Origin of the sequence: Reyranella sp. CPCC 100927, from assembly GCF_007859315.1 — a bacterium.
In the GTDB taxonomy this organism is placed as follows: Bacteria; Pseudomonadota; Alphaproteobacteria; order Reyranellales; family Reyranellaceae; genus Vineibacter.
In genome coordinates this window covers 42,780-60,453 of the sequence record NZ_VOHA01000020.1, presented here as the reverse complement: position 1 = coordinate 60,453, position 17,674 = coordinate 42,780, and the positions used below count along the sequence as shown (strand labels likewise).

The window sequence follows — 17,674 nt, the reverse complement described above, 5'->3', positions numbered from 1 at the left end:
TCGCGAACCAAGTTCAAGTTCATGATGACGGCATCTGCTCGCAGGAAAACAGGAGTCCGTCATGACAAAGGATGCCACCCGTCCGGCATTCCTTCGCCACTACAGCGACCTCGAAGAGGCCACCGGCAGCGGCGATCTGCGGGCCATGCTGGCGCCATTCGGTCGCCGCCTGGGCCTGCATCGAGTCGGTGTCAATCAGGAAACCATAGCGCCCGGCTGCCGCACGTCCGAGCCGCACGCACACAGCCACGAGGATGAATTCGTCTATGTCGTCGACGGCCATCCCGACGTCTGGATCGACGGCGTGCTCCATGCGATGCAGCCGGGCGATGGCGTTGCCTTTCCCGCCGGGACCGGCATTGCGCACTGCCTGATCAACAACAGCGATACGCTCGTGCGACTGCTGATCGTCGGCGACAATCACGGCGATGACCGGATTGCCTATCCGGTCAACCCGGAATTCCGCGGCCGGCCGGATTACTGGCACGATGCGCCGGCACGACCGCTGGGGGCGCACGATGGGCGGCCGGGATGAACAGGCGTTGCTCTCGGTGCGCACCGCCTGCTAAGCCGGGACGTCGACCAGCCACCAGGGAGCAGCTCATGGCCACCGGCCTGCCGTCGCGCGAGGACCTTACGATCTGCTTCGCCCATGTCGCCTATCGCATGGCCGAGCGCTTCGCGCTGCGCGGCACCAATATCCGCCATATCGAGGTGCGCACGCTCGAGGACTTCCAGGCGCGCATCCCGGAAGCCGACGTGGTGCTGGTCTCGGGCCTCTGGCGCAACGAGCTGCTCAAGCGTGCGCCCAAGCTGAAGCTGATCCAGTCGATCTCGGCCGGCGTCGATCAGTATGACAAGGACGCGCTCAAGGCGGCGGGTGTGCGTCTGGCCAGCGCCCAGGGCGCCAATGCGCGGGCCGTCTCCGAGCACGCCATCACCCTGATCCTCGCCATGGCGCGCCAGATCCATCTCGGGCGCGACAACCAGCACCAGCGCCACTGGCGCGGCATGATCGGCGATCTCGCCCAGCGCGAGGACGAACTGGGCGGCAAGACGCTGGTGATCGTCGGCCTCGGCCGCATCGGCGGTCGGCTGGCGCAGCTTGCCAAGGCGTTCGACATGCACGTGATCGGCACGCGGCGCGACGTGTCGGCGGGCAAGGGCGCCGCCGACGAGGTGGTTCCCGACAGCAAGCTGCTGGACGTACTGCCGCGCGCCGACTTCGTGGCGCTGACCTGCCCGCTGACGCCGCAGACCGAGCGGCTGGTCGATGCCAAGGCGCTCGGCGCCATGAAGCGGTCAGCGTTCCTGATCAACGTCGCGCGCGGTCGCTGCGTCGATGAGGCGGCACTGATCGTGGCGCTGAGCAGCGGCAGCATCGCCGGTGCGGCACTCGACTGCACGGTCGAGGAGCCGCTGCCGCAGGACTCGCCGCTGTGGGGCATGCCCAACGTGCTGATCACGCCACACACCGCCGGTGAAACACGCCGCTACGAGGACAACGTTCTCGATCTGCTGCAGGAAAATCTCGACCGGCTGTGGCGCGGCGAGACGGTGCTGAAGAACCAGGTCGTCTAGAAAGGCACAAACTGTCGCTCGCAGAAATGAGGCCAGACAGCGCGTCTCGGAATTTCGAGGTGATTTGTAATTGTAAATATAATTAGACTTTGTGAGGATTACCTGGCCTGAGGAGAAGCAGACACCGGTTGCGACACCGCGTTGGCTTGGCCTGATATGCTTCGTGACGGTCCAGGGAATGTCGCTGCGTCAGGTTGGCTGGGCTCCGCGCACGACCTCATGGAGATCATCATGGCGAAGGCAGACTATGATCTTGTGATCCGTGGCGGACGCATCGCGGACGGTCTGGGATCACCATTGTTCGACGCCGATGTTGCGGTGCAGGACGGTCGCATAGCAGCCGTGGGAAGCATTGCGGGTACGGGCCGCGAGGAGATCGACGCCTCAGGTGCCATCGTGGCGCCAGGCGTTGTCGACATCCACACCCATTACGATGGCCAGGCCGTGTGGGACGCGCAGTTGGCGTCGTCCAGCTGGCACGGCGTCACCACGGTGGTGATGGGCAACTGCGGCGTCGGTTTCGCGCCGGTCCGCGTGCAGGATCGCGATCGGCTGGTCGAGCTGATGGAGGGAGTCGAAGACATCCCCGGCGTTGCCTTGCGCGAAGGCCTGGATTGGCGATGGGAAAGCTTTGCGGATTACCTCGACGCGGTCGAACGGCGATCGCATGACATGGATATATGCGCGCAACTGCCGCACGGTGCGCTGCGCGTCTATGTGATGGGTGAGCGGGCGGCGCGCCTCGAAGCGGCAACGCCAGATGATATCGAGCGCATGCGCAAGCTGACCATCGACGCGATGCGGGCCGGTGCCATCGGCTTCAGTACCTCGCGGTCGATCAATCATCGTACCATCAAGGGTGATCCGACGCCGTCGTTGCGCGCGACCGAGGATGAACTCACGGCGATCGCCATGGCGTTGCGTGAGGCGGGTCATGGCGTGTTCCAGTTGCTGTCGGATTTCGACATGCCGTCGATGGAAGAGGAGTTCGCGATGATGCGCCGCATCGTCGCGAAGTCGGGCCGGCCGATGTCGTTCGCGGTCATCCAGAAGCACGATGATCCGGAAGGCTGGCGCAAGCTCTTGAAGCTGATCGACGGGGCCGTCAAAGACGGCTTGCCAATGATGGGACAGGTGGCGCCGCGTCCGGTCGGCATGCTGCTGGGCTTGCAGGCGACGCTCAATCCGTTCACGCGGTCGGAAACGTATGGCGCGATCGCGGACAAGTCGCTGGAACAGCGCGTCGCGATCATGCGTGATCCGGCGTTCCGAGCCCGCCTGATCCGGGAAATGGACGGCAGGAAGCGCAGCCGGCTGGATTTGAACCTTGTTTTCCCGCTGGGCGATCCGCCGGACTATGAACCGCATCCCGACACCTCGGTGGCCGCGCAGTCGCAACGCCTCGGCAAGAGCCCGAACGAGGTTGCGTATGATCTGATGCTGGCCGACGAGGGGCGGGCGTTCCTGTATGCGCCGGCGGCCAATTACAGGTACGGCGACCTGCAGGTCTGTCGCGAGATGATGGCCGATCCGAACACTGTGATCGCTCTGGGCGACGGTGGCGCCCATGTCGGCACGATTTGCGACTCGAGCATCCCGACCTTCCTGATGACGCACTGGGCCGAGGAATGCGGTCGCAAGGACGGTTTCGGGCTGAGCTGGCTGATCAAGCGCCAGACATCCGATGCCGCGCGCAGCGTGGGTCTGATGGATCGTGGCGTGGTGGCCGCCGGCATGAAGGCCGACTTGAATGTCATCGACCTGGGCAAGCTCAGGCTGTCGCCCCCGCGGATGGAATTCGATCTCCCGGCGGGCGGCAAGCGATTGCTGCAGAAGGCCAGCGGCTATCGCGTCACCGTGAAATCCGGCGTGATCACCTATCGCGACGGCGAGCATACCGGCGCTCTGCCGGGCAAACTGGTGCGTGGCCCGCAGGCCGCGGCCTGATCGGGAGCACAGCTGGCCCAGAGGCGAGGCGTCCATGCCGTTTCCGGTTCCCAATCGCGGCCCGCTCGAAGGGCTCGTCGTCCTGGATTTTACGACCCAGCTGTCCGGCCCCCTGGCGACCTACTTTCTTGCCGGCCTCGGCGCCACGGTGATCAAGATCGAGGAACTCAAGGGCGACTCGGTGCGCGGCTACGCTCCGTTCGCCAATCCCGACGGCACCGTGACCATGACGCGCGAGCATCCCGGCGCGATGTCGCTGCCGGTCCTCAACCGCAATCGCGGCAAGCACAGCATAACGTTGAACCTCAAGGCGCCGGAGGCGATGACCATCTACCGTGCGCTGGTCAGTCGTGCCGATATCGTCGTGGAAAACTATGCCGACGGCACCGCCGACCGCCTGGGCATCGGCTTCGATGCCACACGCGCCGTCAATCCGCGCATCATCTACTGTTCCCTCAACGGCTTCGGTGTCGGCGCCGAGCCGGGGCGCAAGGCGCTGGATGCCGTCATCCAGGCGATGAGCGGGATGATGATGGCGAGCGGGAAGGAGGGCGAACCGCCGGTGCGGATCGGCGTGCCGATCGCCGACGCCGTCGCCCCGTTGTTTGCCGTGATGGGGATCAATGCCGCCGTCTATCGTCGCGAGCGTACGGGGCAAGGCGAGCATATCGACGTCTCCATGCTCGGTGCGCTCACCGCGCTTCTGGCGGTGGAAGACTGGCAGGCCATGAGCGGGCTGGGCATGCCGACCCGTACCGGAAACACGTTGGTGAGAGCGGCGCCCTTCGGCGTCTTCCGCTGCCGGGACGGCCATATCGCGATCGGTGCCGGCGGGCGCGATCATTTCGTCCACAGCCTCTTCCGGCTCATGGACAAGCCCGAGATGGTCGCGGATCCGCGTTACGCCACCACGGCGGCCCGCATCCCGCGTGAGGCCGAGTTGGTGCAGATGGTGAATGCCTGGTGCAACGACCGCGCCGTCGAGGATGTCGAACGGCAGCTGGTGGCGGCCGGCATCTCTGCCGCCAAGGTGCGTGAGCCAGCCGCCGCCCTTGACGATCCTTCGCTCAATGACCGTCGAGACGTCATGGCGGTGACCCACCCTGATTTCGGCGTTCTGCCAGGCCTGAAGACGATCGGGCTGCCGACACGCCTGCGGACGTCGGACTATGGTCACGGTGCGCCGGCGCCGCGGCTCGGCCAGCACAATGAGGCCATCTATCGGGACTGGCTGGGATTCGATGATGCGCGGTTGGCGGCCTGGAAGGCCAAGGGCGTGATCTGAACGCGCTTCAGATCTTCCCGGGCGATCGTGAACACTGGGTGGACGCGACATGACAGAACACTGGAAGCCGCTTTGGCATGCGACGCGGTCGCTACGCGTGCTGGTCGCTGTTGCGCTCGCGTTCGGTCCTGCCGCGGTGGTGGCCGCCGAACCTTTTCCGAGCAAGCCGGTCCGGATCATCGTGAACTCGGCGCCCGGCGCTCTGCTCGATGCCACAACACGACGCGTCGCGCAGAAGATGTGGGACATTCTGGGCCAGCCTGTCGTCGTCGAGAACAAGACCGGTGCGGACGGCTTGCTGGGCATCCGCTTCGTCAGGGGCGTTGCGGCCGACGGATACACGCTGCTCGCCACCGCCAACACCATCGCCCAGCAACCGTCGCTGAAACTTGATCCCGGCTACGACCTTGAAAAGGACTTCGTCGGCGTCGGTCCGATGCTGCGTGCGCCCCTCATCATGGTGGGCGCGCCCAACGGCCGGGACAAGACGCTTGCCGATCTGATTGCCCGCGCGAAAGCCAATCCGGACGCGTTGACGTTTGCCTCCGGCGGAGTCGGCACCACAACCCACATCACGGCCGCGCTGCTGATGAACCAGGCCGGCATCAAGCTGATGCATGTGCCCTACAAAGGCAGTTCGGCGGCGCTGTCCGATCTTCTCACGGGCCGCGTCGACATGATGTTTGACGGGACCAACCTGGCAGGTCCTCTGGTGCAGCAAGGGCGGTTGCGGGCCTTCGGCATCTCGTCGCCCCAGCGTTCAGCGGCCTTCCCGGACATTCCGGCCATCGCGGAGCAGGGACTGCCCAGCTACAGTTTCTATGTCTATCTGGGACTGGTGGCGCCGTCCGGCACGCCCAGGGACGTGGTGCAGCGGCTTTCGCACGCTCTTCGCGCTGCCCTCGCCAGCGAGGATATCGCCGATCGTTTCCGGCGTGAGGGCTATGAAGCGTTCGCGCTCGGGCCGGATGAGTTCACGGACTTCCTCAGGAAAGACGCGGCACGGGCCGCGAAACTAGCCACCGACCTCGGCCTGCCGAAGGAGTGATCCGGCCTACGCCGGCGTCGCGCTCTGCAGCTCCGCGCGCACGCCGGCGGCGGAGTGGGCAATGAGCTGGCGCGCAGCCGTTTCGGCGCCATCGGCATCGCCCAGCCGGACCGCCGTTTCGAGCCGACGCCAGTCGGCAGCCGACTCGCGTCGGCGTTCGGCCCGCAGGAAGCTGGTCGCGCGGCCGCGGATCAGACGCCAGGTGCTCATGTTGGCCAGGTGCGCGTAGAGCTCGGGCAAGCGGCGGTTGCCGCTGGCGCAGATCAGCAGGTTCTGCGCCGCGACCGATCGATCGGAGAATGATTGCGGGTCGACCTCCGGCGCCGCCGCCATGGTTTCCATCTCCGCAACAAGACCGGCCAGCGCCGCGCGCGGCGCATCGGGATCCAACGCGCAGCGGCGAGCGGCGACCGACAACAGGGCGGCGCGGATTTCGAAAAGATCGAACACGTCTTCCTTGGCGAAAGCCGCGACCCGCGCCCCGAAGCGGGGGATCTGCTCGACATACCCGCGCTTGGCCAGGGTGATCAGGGCCTCGCGGACTGTGGCACGGCTGACCGCGTGCTGCTGGGACAGGGCCAGTTCCTTGAGGCGATGACCCGGTTCGATCCGGCCGGCCATGATCTCACCGAGGATCCGCTCCGCCAGCAGTTCCGGCAGCGATTTCGCAGCTTTGCCAAGGGGTAAGGGGGCGTCCGCGGTCGGGCTGGGGACGGTCACTGTCATCGCTGGGGTGGCACTCAAGGGGTCTGCACACTGGCAGACCTCTCCGTGACCGTCCAATCCATTATTGTCAGACACCCGACAATCGGGTTAAACGACGATGGACAAGCAGGAGGAAACGAATGGCGTCGCTCGACATCAGGCCGTTGGGTTATGCGCTGGGCGCACAGGTTACGGGCGTCGATTTGCGTCGGTCGCTCGATAGCGCAACGCGACAGGCGATCAACGACGCCTGGTTGCAGCACCTGGTGCTGGTGTTTCCGGACCAGGACCTGTCGACCGCGGAGCAGATCGCGTTCTCGCGGAATTTCGGCGAGTTGGACGATCACGCCTTCCAGCCGCGCTACACCCATCCGGATCACCGCGAGATCCTGCTCGTCACCAACAAGCCGATCGACGGCAAGCCCTCCGACACCCGCAACACCGGCCGCAACTGGCATACCGACCTCACGTTCACGCAGCGGCCGGCCAAGGGCGCGCTGTTGCTGTGTCGCGAGAAGCCGCCGGTCGGCGGCGACACGATGTGGGCCAACATGTATCTGGCCTACGAGACGCTGACACCGCGCATGCGGCAGTTCATCGACGACCTCGAGGCCATCCATGATGCCTCGCTGGTCAAGGGGTTGGAGCAGCGCGATCCGGAGAAGGTCGCCGAGTTGAAGCGCCTCAACCCGCCGGTGGTGCACCCCCTGGTGCGGGTGCATCCGGAAACCGGCCGCCAGTCGCTGCTGGTCGGCCAGCGCATCCGTGGCCTCATCGGGCTCTCCGACGCCGAGAGCGCCGCGGTGCTCGGCTTCCTCAACGAGCACGCGCAGTCGCCCGAGTTCGTCTACCGCCACCGTTGGAGCGTGAACGACCTGGTGATGTGGGACAATCGCTGTACGCAGCATATCGCCCTGCCGGATTTCGACCAGAGGCAGCCGCGCCTCATGCTGCGCTGCTCGCTCAAGGGGGAGGCGACAGGGCGTGTGCTGGAAACCGCGACATCGGCGATCAGCGATCGCGAGGCCTTGATGCAGTCGCTGGCCGCGGTCGCTTGAGCAAATACAACGACAGGGGAGGACCATGATGATCACCAGGCGCCGACTGACACGCGGCATGATCGCTGCGGCACCGGCCATCGCCGGCATGTCGCGGGCACGCGCAACGCCGTCGTTTCCGACGCGCCAGGTCCGCATCATTGCGCCCTTTGCGCCGGGTGCTGCGACGGATACGTGCGCCCGGATCATTGCGCAGCGTCTGGGCGAGCGATGGGGCCAGCCCGTTGTCGTCGAGAACCGCATCGGCGCCAGCGGCACGATCGGTGCGTCGGCCGTCGCCCGCGCCGAACCTGATGGACACACGCTGCTGCTGGGGACGGTCGGCACCAATGCCACCAACGCCAGCCTGATCCCCAACATGCCGTACGACACGCTCAACGATTTTGCACCGGTGACGTTGTTCGCCGTCGTGTCGATGCTGGTCGTCGTGCACCCCAGTCAGCCGATCCATTCGATCGCCGATCTCGTCGCGCTGGCGCGCAAGGCGCCTGGCGGCCTGAACTGCGGAACGGCCGGCGTCGGCTCCTCGCCGCATCTGGCGGCACTGCTGTTCGAAAGCCTGGGCAAGGTGAAGTTCGAGCATGTCGCCTATGCTGGCGTCGCGCCGATGATCCCGGACTTGCTGCAGAACCGGGTCAACGTGTCCCTTGGCGATGCCAGCTCGTTCCTGCCGCACGTGCGCAGCGGCGCCCTGCGGGCGATCGGCGTGACCACGGCGACACGGTTCGCCGGGCTGCCCGATGTGCCGACGGTTGCCGAGGCCGGTGTCGCCAGCTACGACGCCGCGGCGTGGTATGGCGTGCTGGCGCCGGCGAAAACGCCGCCGCAGATCGTGACCCAACTCAATCACGAGATCGCCGCCATCGCCCGCATGCCGGCGGTGAAACAACAGCTCGAGCCGTTGGCCGCGACCACCGTGGGAAATACACCCGATGCGTTTGCCGCTTTCATCCACGCCGAGTACAAGCGATGGGGGCAGCTGATCCGTGACGCCGGCGTGCAGGTGACGCAGAAGAGCTGATGCGTGCGCGGCGGCCTGGTGCGTCGCTGCTGCGTAATCCTGCACAGCGAAATGATGGCGCACGCCGCGCACCTGTAAAACCGCCATGCCCGGTCGTTTCAGGGCGGTTTTTGGCGTGACTCACGCCGGTATCGGCGGAACACTTCCATGACCCGACACATGATCAACGATCGGGATGGAGGAAACATGCAGTTCGGCTATTTCACCATGCCATCGCACCCGCCGGAACGGTCGTTGAAGGCCGGCCATGAGTGGGATCTGCAGGTTATCCGCTGGCTCGACGAACTGGGCTTCAGCGAGTGCTGGATCGGCGAGCACCACACCGCGCCCTGGGAGCCGCATCCGGCACCGGATCTGCTGGTGGCGCAGGGCCTGCTGCAGACCAAGAACATCAGGCTGGGGCCCGGCGGCTTCCTGCTGCCGTATCACCATCCCGCCGAGCTCGCCAATCGTGTCGCGATGCTCGATCACATTTCCGGTGGTCGACTGAACTTCGGCGTCGCCGCCAGCGGCCTGCCCAGCGACTGGGCGATGTTCAATGTCGACGGCATGTCGGGCGTGAACCGCGAGATGACCCGCGAGGCACTCGACATCATCCTGAAGCTCTGGGCCTCGACCGAGCCGTTCGACTACAAGGGCAAGTACTGGCACGTGACGGCACCCGACACGATGTTCGGCTTCCTGAAGCCGCACATCCGGCCGCTGCAGACACCGCATCCGCCGATCGGCGTCGCCGGACTGAGCAAGGGATCGGACACGCTGAAGCTCGCCGGCGAGCGCGGCTTCATCCCGATGAGTCTGAACCTCAACCCGGCCTATGTCGGCAGTCACTGGGAGTCGGTCGAGATCGGCGCCGCCAAGGCCGGTCGCACGCCCGATCGCAACGAATGGCGCATGGTGCGCGAGGTCTTCGTTGCCGATACCGACGCAGAGGCGATGAAACTGTCCGCCGGCGCCATGATGGGCCGCATGATGCGGGAGTACTTCCTGCCGCTGCTGGGCAATTTCGGGTTCCTCGAATACCTGAAGCACAAGCCTGACGTGGCCGATTCCGACGTCACCCCGGAATACTGCGCGCAGCACAATTGGATCATCGGCTCGCCGGCGACCGTCGCGCGCAAGATCGAGCAGATCTACGACGAGGTGGGCGGCTTCGGCTGTCTGCTGGTGTTCGGCTTCGACTACACCGAGAATCCGCAGGCCTGGCGCCGGTCCCTGGAACTGCTGTCCAAGGACGTCCTGCCCAAGGTCCAGCATCTCAAGCCCAAGCGGCCAACGGCGCGCGCGGCGGAATAAGATCCGCCCGCAAGCGTCTCAGATCGTCGGCGTCGGCCAGGGTCGACGCCGTTTTCTTGTGCAATCGGCCGGATGCGCGGTGAAATCCGCAACTTCTTCCGTTCTTCCATTATTTTCGACGAACCTTCCAACGCCTCTTCACACGATCCACGCGTAGTGGCCGTCCCGCGGCATGAAGGCCGCAATCCGGGTGCCGGGCGGCTGTGAAGCCGCGGCGCGCCGCCGCTGGGTCGGGAGTAGAGGGCGATGGCTGACCAAACTGTGGATGCAAGCGATGTGGGCGACCAGCTGCCACAACATCTGCCGGCGCTGCGACGCTATGCTCGGGCCCTGACGGGCGATGCGACGGCTGCCGACGATCTGGTGCAGGACTGCGCCGAGCGGGCGCTGTCGCGGGCCCATCTCTGGCGCCAGCCGGGCAATCTGCGCGCCTGGCTTTTCACCATCATGCACAACCTCCATGCCAACAATTGCCGGCGCTGGGCCTCGCGCCCGCGGCTGACGGCGGTCGAGGACGTGCCCGAGCCGTCATGGCCGGCCGGGCAGATCGAGCGACTGGCGGCCAACCAGACCTTGGCGGCGATGCGTCAGCTCTCGGTGGATCATCGCGAGGTGCTGATCCTGATCGCGATCGAAGGCATGGCCTACGCCGAGGCGGCCGAGGTTCTGGGCGTGCCGCCCGGCACAGTGATGTCCCGTCTGTCGCGGGCCCGTGATCACCTGCGCCGCCTGACCGGCGAGGAACCCGCCGTACGGACAGCCAAGACCAACGCGGCCTGATCCGTGGCTGCATCATTAAGAGGCGGTTGCTCTGGAAAATATAATCATATATGTTTATATAATTATATCGATATTGCAACATGGCGCTGGGCGCACCAGCCCGCAATCGCTGCGACGAAAGGTAGACAAGATGACCAGCCCAGACATGAAACCGACACGCCGGTTTCTGATGGCGGCGATGGCGAGCCTGGTGGCCTGTCCACCGCTATCGGCGTCGGCTCAAGCCGATGTGGCACGCATCGTCGTGCCGTTTCCGCCGGGTGGTCCGGCCGACACGATGGTTCGTCTGCTGATTGATGCCGGCCTGGGTGAGGGCTATGGCCGCACATTGATCATCGACAACAAGCCTGGCGCCGGCGGCTTGATTGGCACGCAGGCGGTGGCGCGTGCGCCGGCCGACGGCGGTACCTTTTTGCTGACCCCGACGTTTTTCCTGCAGAACGCCATCATCCATCAGAAACCGGGCTATGATCCGTTCAGGGACTTCGTGGCCGTGTCGGGGGTCGGCACAACGTTCGCGGTGTTTGCGGTCAACGCCGACCACCCGGCCACCACCCTGGCTGAATTCGTTGCCCATGCGCGCCAGCAGCCTGCAGCGGTCTCTTACGCATCGGCGGGAACCGGCACGGCGACTCATTTGGCGGGTTTCACTCTGGGCAAGATCGCGGCGTTGAACCTCAATCACGTTCCCTACAAGGGTGAGGCGCCCGCGGTGCAGGATCTGCTGGGCGGTCACGTCGCCTGCGGCTTTTTTGCCATCGCATCCGTGCAGCCGCATGTCGCCAGCGGGCGCTTGCGGATCCTTGCTGTCGCCCAGCCGCAACGCATGCCCGACATCCCCGGTGTGCCGACGATGGGCGAGGTGGGGCTCGATCATCCCGTGTTCCACACGGTGGGGTGGTTCGGCTTGTTTGCGCCGACCGGTACGCCGCCGGCCATGGTCCGTCGGATGGCCGCGACGATGGCCGACGTGCTCAAAAAGCCGGCGCTGATTCGCCGGCTTGGTGACTACGGCATGCAGCCATGGTCGACGACATCGGATGACTTCGCGGCGATGCTTCGGCGCGACGATCAGGTCTGGCGGGATGTCATTGCAGCGGCCGGCGTGAAGGCGGGCGTCGAGTGACACGCATTGCATGTCGGCGGAAGCTGGGATTAAGTGGCCGCGGCCGCATGAATGGGACCCGATCGCGACATGAAAGCGCCAGCGCCGGACGCAGGCGATGCATCGCCACGAAAACAGAGCGAGTCGCAGCCGGCGAGCGAGCGGATCGCGTTCGACGCGAATGTTCCGATGCACTACCAGATCTACGCCCAGCTGCGGGCCGAGATCAAAGATGGACTGTGGATCGGTCACCGCGATTTCCCCGGTGAAATCGAGCTCGCCGACCGGTTCGATGTCAGCGTCATCACCTCGCGCAAAGCGCTGGAGCGTCTGGCTGCCGAAGGCTGGATCGATCGCGGGCGTGGCCGGCGTACCATCGCGGTGGCCCGGCCCGAGACGCCGCCGCTGAAGGTGCCGGTCGAGACGTTTCCGACCGGCCGCCTGCGGCCCTTCACCTACAGGGTGCTGTCGCGGAAGATCGGCACCGCGCCGGCGGAGGCATGCCAGGCGCTGGGTACGCCGCCCGGCTCGGATCTTTGGCTGTGTAGCCGTCTGCGCAGCTTTGAAGGGCGTCGCCACAGCGTCACGCTCAACGTGCAACATGCTGCTGTCGGCGAGCGACACTCGTTGTCGAGCCTGCGCCAGATGCCGATGCCGATCATCTTGCGCCAGGCCGGATATCGTTTGGCGCGCCTGACACGCCGCGTTGCCGTGAGCATGCCGACGCCGCACGTGGCCGCCCATCTCGGCATCACGCTCAACGATCCGACCTTGGTGTTCACGTTCACCATTGGCGATGACAAGGACGCGGTGATCGAATGGGTGCGGATCTACGTGCACCCGAACGAGCCGAACCCGTGTGAAACGATGAACCTGGAAACCGGCAGCTGGCAGACCGACGTCGCCATGTGACATCCGATCCCGGGAATGGCCGGCTGTACGCGGTGTTCGCTGCAGCAGACTTACCGTTGTCGGAGATTCACATGGCGATGATGCCCAGCCTTCTGCTGGGAGCTTCCCTCAGTCTGCTCGGGATCGTGACAGGCATCCATGTCAGCGTCCTGTTGCACGACCATCGGATCGGCGAACTGCGGCCCAATCACTACGTGGCGATGCATCAGATGCGTGATCGCACGTTCCGTCGCGTCATGCCGGGGCTATGGATGATGACCTGGCTTCTCGTGATGGTCTGCACGATCCTGCTGTTCGCGCCAGGCACCGCCCGCACGCTTGGCGGCATCAGCGCGCTGACGCTGTTGGTCGACATGGCGCTGACGGTGACGCGTCAGATGCCGCTCAATGACCAGATCCAGAAATGGACGATCACCACCATTCCTGCCGACTGGTCACGGGTGCGCGATCGGTGGGCAACGCATCATCACCTGCGCACCGCTCTGGCGATCGTGGCCTACGCCTGCTTCATCAGCGCGGCGCTCGTCTGGCTCGGTCGCGAATAGATGTGGTGTTATGGTGGCGATCGAACGCCATGAGGTCTGCGCCATGGACACCGCGACACCGACGACCACGCGTTATGACCACCTGATCGACGTAATCCGTCGCCGCCGCAGCGTGCGTCGGTTCGAAAAGGGCAAGACCGTTCCGCGCGAGACGCTGCAGCAGATTGCCGAGGCCGGCCGCTGGGCACCGACGGGCGCCAACGCCCAGTGTTGGGATCTGATCATCGTTGATGAACCCGAGGTCAAGCAGCAGGTGCTGGATGTCTTTCTGCGCCAGTCGCAGCGTCTGGTCGATCACGCCAAGGGATTCCCGGCCGTGAAGAAGACGTACCTGGCCAACACCGTGGCGATCTTTGTCGTGCTCGGCGACCCGCGCTGGAAGGCGTGCTTTCCGCAGGCCACCAGCACTGCGTGGGAGCGCGAATATGCCGAGAACAACGAGCGCATCTACCTCGCCTCCATCGGCGCCGTCGTGCAGAACATCCAGCTGGCGGTGACGGCCTGCGGCCTGACGTCGGCATGGCTTTCCGGCGGTGCTGAGGACACGACCAACCGCGAGTTGGCGTCCGTGCTGGGCTATCCGGCGCCGCTCGAGGCGATTGGCACGATCCCGGTCGGCTATCCCGAGAAGGACGTCGGATCGCGCTATCGCCGGCCGCTTGATCAGCTGGTGCACTGGAATGGCTACCAGCGCCGCCAGCAGCGGCCCGACGCCATGCTCGACTACTATGTCGAGGATCTGCGCCCGTTCGCCATGTATCGCGGGCACGAGAGCATGCTGAACTGGGACGACGCCGATGAAAAGCTGGGACGGTGGAAGGCGGCGTTCACCGGCGCGACGCCGGGCGAGGGGTAACGTCCTCCCCCAACGAACGTTGGGGGAGGGACACTCTCTCACAGCCCTTTCGCCGCCTCCAGCACCGCCTCGACATGGCCCGGTACTTTCACCTTGCGCCAGACCTTGCGGACGGTGCCGGTCTTGTCGATCAGGAAGGTGGCGCGGTCGATGCCCATGTACTTGCGGCCGTACAGGCTCTTCTCGATCCAGGTGCCGTACTTCTCGCAGATCTTGCCATCGGTGTCGGATACCAGCGTGAAGGGCAGGTCGTACTTGGCCTTGAACTTGTCGTGACGCTCGACGCTGTCTTTGGAGACGCCGATCACCGTCGCCTTGGCCTTGGAGAAGTCGGGCAGGTTGTCGCGAAACCCGCAGGCTTCTTTGGTGCAGCCGCTGGTGTCGTCCTTGGGATAGAAATACAGGATCACGGCCTTGCCTTGCAGGTCCGACAGCTTCAGCTTGCCGCCGCCGTCGGTCGCCGCGGTGAAATCCGGCGCCTTTTTGCCTTCCACGACGCTCATGCCTTGTCCTCCGCTGGTGCCGGCGCGGGCAGCGCCGCCGCCGGTTTTTCGATGATCGCGACGAAGACGTCATACGCCATTTCGGCGGCCAGGATCACCTGTCGCTTGAGGTCCTCGATGCGGGCCACGCCGTCGACCTTGACCAGCAACTGGCGCAGACCCTCCGGCGCTTTGGCCTCGTCGAAGTCAGCCTCCGAGCCGTCGATCGCCAGGCGCATCAGGCCCTGCAGGTCGGTGAACAGCCGGTAGGCACGCGACAGGCGGTCCGCGTGGTCGACGGCGACGAGGTCGGCCTGCTCCAACTGTGCCAGCGCTTGCAGCGGGTCTGGGCGCAGGATGCCGGGGTGTGCCGCAGCGTGGCGCAGGCAGAGATACTGCACGACGAAGTCGACGTCGAACAGGCCGCCGCGGATCAGCTTGAAGTCCCACGGACCCTTGGGCGGCCGGTGCGTGGCGACGCGGGCCCGCATGTCGGCGACGTCGCGCAGCAGTTTGTCGGCATCGCGCGGCCGACGAAGGGTGCCTTCAATCGCAGTCGCGACGCGCTCGCGAATCGCGGGCGAGCCGGCGATCACGCGGGCACGGCACAGCGCCATGTGCTCCCAGGTCCAGGCCTGGGTGGCCTGGTAGGCGTCGAAGGCGGCCAGCGAACAGGCGATGGGCCCTGAATTGCCGGACGGCCGCAAGCGCATGTCGACTTCGTACAGGGCGCCGTCATTGGTCTGCACCGTGAGCGCATTGAGGACGCGTTGACTGAGACGGGTGTAGTACTGGGGCGGTGGCAGTGGCCGCGCGCCGTCGGATTGCTCGAGTCCCTCGGGTATGTCGTAGACGAACATCAGATCGAGATCCGACGTTGCCGTCATCTCGCGACTGCCCAGTTTGCCCATGGCGACCACGGCCATGCGCGGTCCGTCGAAGCCGCCGTGCTGGCGTGCGAACAGTGCCTCGACCCGCGTCGTGAGTTCGGCGACCACCGCTGTCGCGACGTCGCTGTAGGCGCGTGCCGCATCGCGCGGCGTGACGGCGCCGCTCAGCAAATGCACACCGACCTGGAAGCGCCGGTCGTTGGTCCAGCGGCGGGCGAAATCAAGCAGATCCTGTTCATCGCCGGCGCCGTCCAGGATGCGGCCAAGATCAGCCGCGAGGATTTCGGCGTCGGGCAAGGGCGCCAGGAAATCGGCCGACAGGACGCTGTCGAGCAGGATCGGCCGGCGCGCCAGGTGGTTGGCGATGCGCGGCGCGCTGCCCATGATGCGCGCCACCAGGTCGAGCAGCGACGGATTGGACTTGAACAGCGAGAACAGCTGCACGCCGGCCGGCAGATTGGCCAGCAAGGTGTCGAAGCGCAGCAGCGCCTGGTCGGGGTCGACGGTCGCGGCCAGCGCCTTCAGCAGCGCCGGCTTGAGCTCGGTCAGCAATTCGCGCGCGCGTGCCGTCTGGGTGGCGCGATAGCGGCCATGGTGCCACCGGCTGACAATCTGCCAGGCAACAGCAGTCTCGCGGAAGCCGAGGTCGGTCAGCGTCGTCAGCGTCTCCGGATCGGCATCGATGCCGGTGAAGACGAGGCTGCCGGCGCCCGGCGCCGCCAGGCTGGGCGCATCCTCGAACAGGCGTGCATAGTGGCTTTCGACGGTGCGGAAGGTGCGCAACAGGTCGGCCGCGAACGGCTCGCCCCCGGCGTAGCCCATGAAGGTGGCGATGGCAGCCAGGCCGGCCTCGTCGGCGGGCAGGACATGGGTCTGGCGGTCATCGACCATCTGCAGGCGATGCTCGACGCGCCGCAGGAAGCCGTAGCACTCGGCCAACTCGCGCGCGACCTTGTCCTGGATCAGGCCCGCTTCGGCCAGGGCATTGAGGCCACCGACCGTGCCGCGCATCCGCAGCGCCGGGTTGCGGCCGCCATAGATAAGCTGCTGGGTTTGGACGAAGAACTCGATCTCGCGGATGCCGCCACGCCCCAGCTTCACGTTGTGGCCGGCGACTTTGACGGTGCCCGTGCCGCGGTGGGCATCGATCTGGCGCTTGATGGAGTGGATGTCGTGGATGGCGGCGAAGTCGAGATGCTTGCGCCAGACATACGGCCGCAGCATGCGCAGGAAAGCATCGCCGACCTCGATATTGCCGGCGACGGGGCGCGCCTTGATCATCGCGGCGCGTTCCCAGTTCTGTCCGACGCTCTCATAGTAGGTTTCCGCCGCGATGGTCGAGATCGCCAGCGGCGTCGAGCCGGGGTCGGGCCGCAGCCGCAGATCGGTGCGGAAAACGTACCCGTCGGCCGTGATCTCGCTCATGCTGCCGACCAGGGCGCGGGTGGCGCGCACCATTTTGGCACCCAGACCGTCGTCGCCGACCACGGCCGGCAGCTCCCGGTCGTACAACACGATCAGGTCGATGTCGCTGGAGTAGTTCAGTTCCCCGGCCCCGAGCTTGCCCATGCCCAGCACCGTGAGCCCGGCCGCCGCCGCATCGCCGCCGAGCTGCAGCTGGCCCATCGCCTCGAGGTCCAGCAATGCCCGGTCGGTGGCATGGCGCAGCGCCTGCTCGGCAAAATGCGACAGCGTGCCGGTGACCTGGACCAGCTGCCAGACGCCGGCGATGTCGGCCAGCGCCGTGACCAGGGCGACGCGCCGCTTGGCCTGGCGCAGGCTGGTGCGCAGCGACAAGGTGTCGCTGCTGTTGCTCTTCATGCCCTCCAGTGCGACCCCGGTCGCCGCGCTGGGACCTTGGCGCCACAAAAGTGCCGTGAAAACCGGGTCGGATAGCGCCAACTCGGACAAAAACGGGCTGTTGCCAAACAGCGTGTCGAGTAAGGCAGCTCCCTGGCTGTCGGCTTCCATGTCACGCGCAACGCTCGGGTCGGCACAACGCTCGCCGCGTTCGCGCCAGCGCTCGCGGTAGGTTCGTCGGCGCTCGCCGTCATGGGGGCGGGGCAGGGCGGTCGTTGGCCAGGGGAATGTCATCGACAACGCGGACGGTTTATGGTGCGTGGAACGTCGCCACCGTGTGCGCACCTGGGCGCACCGCGTCAA

The 17,674-nt window shown here is 65.8% G+C and carries 16 protein-coding genes; 13 read left to right on the top strand and 3 right to left on the bottom strand.

Annotation, left to right across the window (positions count from 1 at the left end; translation table 11 throughout):
* Positions 1–61: 61 nt before the first annotated feature.
* The 5 genes from FQU96_RS33055 to FQU96_RS33035 all read left to right on the top strand — a co-directional run bounded on the left by FQU96_RS33055 (position 62) and on the right by FQU96_RS33035 (position 5,861).
* Positions 62–535, top strand: coding sequence for a cupin domain-containing protein (locus tag FQU96_RS33055; protein ID WP_146545663.1), 474 nt, complete (start codon positions 62–64; stop codon positions 533–535).
* 68 nt (positions 536–603) lie between these two features.
* Positions 604–1,581: a D-2-hydroxyacid dehydrogenase gene (locus FQU96_RS33050; protein ID WP_255468692.1), complete on the top strand. Its 978-nt coding sequence runs from the start codon at positions 604–606 to the stop codon at positions 1,579–1,581.
* 231 nt (positions 1,582–1,812) lie between these two features.
* Entirely contained in the window at positions 1,813–3,528 is a 1,716-nt protein-coding gene (locus FQU96_RS33045) for an amidohydrolase family protein (protein ID WP_146545662.1), read from the top strand.
* Between the two features lie 34 nt (positions 3,529–3,562).
* Complete coding sequence (locus FQU96_RS33040) at positions 3,563–4,813, top strand: CaiB/BaiF CoA-transferase family protein (RefSeq protein ID WP_146545661.1); 1,251 nt, start codon at positions 3,563–3,565, stop codon at positions 4,811–4,813.
* 97 nt (positions 4,814–4,910) lie between these two features.
* Positions 4,911–5,861 (top strand): tripartite tricarboxylate transporter substrate binding protein, encoded by a 951-nt coding sequence (locus FQU96_RS33035; RefSeq protein WP_218574973.1) that lies wholly within the window; start codon positions 4,911–4,913, stop codon positions 5,859–5,861.
* Positions 5,862–5,867: 6 nt separating this feature from the next.
* On the opposite strand, the gene FQU96_RS33030 is transcribed toward FQU96_RS33035, so the two are convergent.
* Positions 5,868–6,587, bottom strand: coding sequence for a GntR family transcriptional regulator (locus FQU96_RS33030; RefSeq protein WP_255468699.1), 720 nt, complete (start codon positions 6,585–6,587; stop codon positions 5,868–5,870).
* 119 nt (positions 6,588–6,706) lie between these two features.
* On the opposite strand from FQU96_RS33030, the gene FQU96_RS33025 reads away from it, so the two are divergent.
* The 8 genes from FQU96_RS33025 (at position 6,707) to FQU96_RS32990 (ending at position 14,139) form a co-directional block, all read left to right on the top strand.
* On the top strand, positions 6,707–7,624 hold the full coding sequence (locus FQU96_RS33025; protein ID WP_146545658.1) for a TauD/TfdA family dioxygenase: 918 nt from the start codon (positions 6,707–6,709) through the stop codon (positions 7,622–7,624).
* A 25-nt stretch (positions 7,625–7,649) separates the two neighbouring features.
* Entirely contained in the window at positions 7,650–8,645 is a 996-nt protein-coding gene (locus FQU96_RS33020; protein ID WP_146545657.1) for a tripartite tricarboxylate transporter substrate binding protein, read from the top strand.
* A gap of 186 nt (positions 8,646–8,831) precedes the next feature.
* Positions 8,832–9,941 carry an LLM class flavin-dependent oxidoreductase gene (locus FQU96_RS33015; RefSeq protein ID WP_146545656.1) on the top strand — a complete coding sequence of 370 codons (1,110 nt, stop codon included), beginning with the start codon at positions 8,832–8,834 and terminating at the stop codon, positions 9,939–9,941.
* Between the two features lie 246 nt (positions 9,942–10,187).
* Positions 10,188–10,721: an RNA polymerase sigma factor gene (locus tag FQU96_RS33010; protein WP_146545655.1), complete on the top strand. Its 534-nt coding sequence runs from the start codon at positions 10,188–10,190 to the stop codon at positions 10,719–10,721.
* A gap of 130 nt (positions 10,722–10,851) precedes the next feature.
* Positions 10,852–11,847, top strand: coding sequence for a tripartite tricarboxylate transporter substrate binding protein (locus FQU96_RS33005; RefSeq protein WP_146545654.1), 996 nt, complete (start codon positions 10,852–10,854; stop codon positions 11,845–11,847).
* Positions 11,848–12,015: 168 nt separating this feature from the next.
* The gene (locus FQU96_RS33000) at positions 12,016–12,738 is read left to right on the top strand and encodes a GntR family transcriptional regulator (protein ID WP_178130852.1); all 723 of its coding nucleotides are present in this window, start codon (positions 12,016–12,018) and stop codon (positions 12,736–12,738) included.
* 71 nt (positions 12,739–12,809) lie between these two features.
* On the top strand, positions 12,810–13,283 hold the full coding sequence (locus FQU96_RS32995; protein ID WP_146545652.1) for a DUF1772 domain-containing protein: 474 nt from the start codon (positions 12,810–12,812) through the stop codon (positions 13,281–13,283).
* A 43-nt stretch (positions 13,284–13,326) separates the two neighbouring features.
* Entirely contained in the window at positions 13,327–14,139 is an 813-nt protein-coding gene (locus FQU96_RS32990; RefSeq protein WP_178130851.1) for a nitroreductase family protein, read from the top strand.
* Positions 14,140–14,177: 38 nt separating this feature from the next.
* On the opposite strand, the gene bcp is transcribed toward FQU96_RS32990, so the two are convergent.
* Both bcp and FQU96_RS32980 read right to left on the bottom strand, forming a co-directional pair.
* Positions 14,178–14,642: a thioredoxin-dependent thiol peroxidase gene (bcp, locus tag FQU96_RS32985; RefSeq protein WP_146545650.1), complete on the bottom strand. Its 465-nt coding sequence runs from the start codon at positions 14,640–14,642 to the stop codon at positions 14,178–14,180.
* Positions 14,639–17,605, bottom strand: a complete 2,967-nt coding sequence (locus FQU96_RS32980; protein WP_146545649.1) for a bifunctional [glutamine synthetase] adenylyltransferase/[glutamine synthetase]-adenylyl-L-tyrosine phosphorylase — start codon at positions 17,603–17,605, stop codon at positions 14,639–14,641. The genes bcp and FQU96_RS32980 overlap by 4 nt, the downstream gene beginning before the upstream one ends.
* Positions 17,606–17,674 lie beyond the last annotated feature (69 nt).

Excerpts from the sequence above, each read along its gene's own strand:
- FQU96_RS33055 (WP_146545663.1), top strand. The coding sequence starts at position 62 with ATGACAAAGGATGCCACCCGTCCGGCATTCCTTCGCCACTACAGCGAC.
- FQU96_RS33015 (WP_146545656.1), top strand. The coding sequence starts at position 8,832 with ATGCAGTTCGGCTATTTCACCATGCCATCGCACCCGCCGGAACGGTCG.
- FQU96_RS33020 (WP_146545657.1), top strand. The coding sequence starts at position 7,650 with ATGATGATCACCAGGCGCCGACTGACACGCGGCATGATCGCTGCGGCA.
- FQU96_RS33045 (WP_146545662.1), top strand. The coding sequence starts at position 1,813 with ATGGCGAAGGCAGACTATGATCTTGTGATCCGTGGCGGACGCATCGCG.
- FQU96_RS33005 (WP_146545654.1), top strand. The coding sequence starts at position 10,852 with ATGACCAGCCCAGACATGAAACCGACACGCCGGTTTCTGATGGCGGCG.
- FQU96_RS33000 (WP_178130852.1), top strand. The coding sequence starts at position 12,016 with ATGCACTACCAGATCTACGCCCAGCTGCGGGCCGAGATCAAAGATGGA.
- FQU96_RS33040 (WP_146545661.1), top strand. The coding sequence starts at position 3,563 with ATGCCGTTTCCGGTTCCCAATCGCGGCCCGCTCGAAGGGCTCGTCGTC.
- FQU96_RS32990 (WP_178130851.1), top strand. The coding sequence starts at position 13,327 with ATGGACACCGCGACACCGACGACCACGCGTTATGACCACCTGATCGAC.
- FQU96_RS33050 (WP_255468692.1), top strand. The coding sequence starts at position 604 with ATGGCCACCGGCCTGCCGTCGCGCGAGGACCTTACGATCTGCTTCGCC.
- FQU96_RS33025 (WP_146545658.1), top strand. The coding sequence starts at position 6,707 with ATGGCGTCGCTCGACATCAGGCCGTTGGGTTATGCGCTGGGCGCACAG.
- FQU96_RS33010 (WP_146545655.1), top strand. The coding sequence starts at position 10,188 with ATGGCTGACCAAACTGTGGATGCAAGCGATGTGGGCGACCAGCTGCCA.
- FQU96_RS33030 (WP_255468699.1), bottom strand. The coding sequence starts at position 6,587 with ATGACAGTGACCGTCCCCAGCCCGACCGCGGACGCCCCCTTACCCCTT.
- bcp (WP_146545650.1), bottom strand. The coding sequence starts at position 14,642 with ATGAGCGTCGTGGAAGGCAAAAAGGCGCCGGATTTCACCGCGGCGACC.
- FQU96_RS32980 (WP_146545649.1), bottom strand. The coding sequence starts at position 17,605 with ATGACATTCCCCTGGCCAACGACCGCCCTGCCCCGCCCCCATGACGGC.
- FQU96_RS32995 (WP_146545652.1), top strand. The coding sequence starts at position 12,810 with ATGGCGATGATGCCCAGCCTTCTGCTGGGAGCTTCCCTCAGTCTGCTC.